The following is a 1,034-nucleotide window of genomic DNA, read 5'->3' on the forward strand; positions in this document are numbered from 1 at the left end:
GCGGCCATGGTTGGTGTCGGAGCTGCGGCCAGGATCGTGCGAGCCTCCCGCGAGCACAGACCGTGCTTGTGCTGGGCGAAGGCTGCCAGGATCGCCGGGTAGAACTCGCGCAGCTGTGAACGGAGTTTGTTGTGGGCCTGGCCGCGGTCCCAGACGGCGTCCTGCTGGGCCCGTGCGAGCACGGCGATGGCTTGTACGAGTTCGGAATCTGCAGGCAGTGCCCGGTGGGCGGCCATGTCGGTCCGAAGGATGTTGGCCAGGGCAGCAGCATCCACGGCGTCGGACTTCTTCCGGGCGACAGAGTGGCGGTCCCGGTAGCGCGCGACCGCCAGCGGATTGATCGCGAAAACCTGTCGGCCGGTTGCTCGCAGGCAGGCAACGAGGAGTCCTCGTGAGGTCTCGATCGCCACGGGGATCGGAGCGTCCTCGCTGTCACCGTGCTCGGTCAGCAGGGCCGTGAGCTGGGTGAACCCTGCCGCATCGTCGGTGATCCGCGCTTTGACGAGTTGCTTTCCACCGGCGTCGACCAGCGCGATGTCGTGGTGGTCTTCGGCCCAGTCCACCCCACAGAACACGGGTGTCGGTAACCCGGCGATCTCCATCAAGCCCTCCTTATTCACAACTCTTTTCCCAGTTCAGAGCCTGTGCAGGGTGCGCGTGCTCCCTAATGGAAGTGCTCAAGGCACGCCATCCCACCAGCCGTTCGCAACCCCAGCGAGTCATGCGGCCCTCGGTCTGCTTCAGAGCTGGAGCTCAAGGCAGGAGGAGAGGTGATCCGCACAACCGGCTCGGACTGCGAGCAGCGAACCGCGACTGGAACCGACGGGCAGTGCAACGACCAAAGGCGCCCTTACCTGCACCCACGTGACCGATATGGTGCTCTTTCCGACGGAACTGTGCCTCGCCCTGAACATCTCGACGTACACCGATGGGCGCGAAGCCGGCCTCGTCTTGTCAAAGGACTCTGCGGTCCGGGCATACTCAAAGGCTCGGCTCGCGCCCTGAAAGCCGGCTCCACGTCCCTAGCCCCTCTT

The 1,034-nt window shown here is 65.0% G+C and carries 1 protein-coding gene; it reads right to left on the reverse strand.

The window, feature by feature from the left end; translation table 11 throughout:
- Window positions 1-602: IS110 family transposase (locus IEZ17_RS41670; protein ID WP_229853144.1), on the reverse strand; the 602-nt coding region annotated here is incomplete at its 3' end.
- Window positions 603-1,034: the final 432 nt, after the last annotated feature.

The organism is Streptomyces albospinus (assembly GCF_014648695.1).
Taxonomy (GTDB): Bacteria; Actinomycetota; Actinomycetes; order Streptomycetales; family Streptomycetaceae; genus Streptomyces; species Streptomyces albospinus.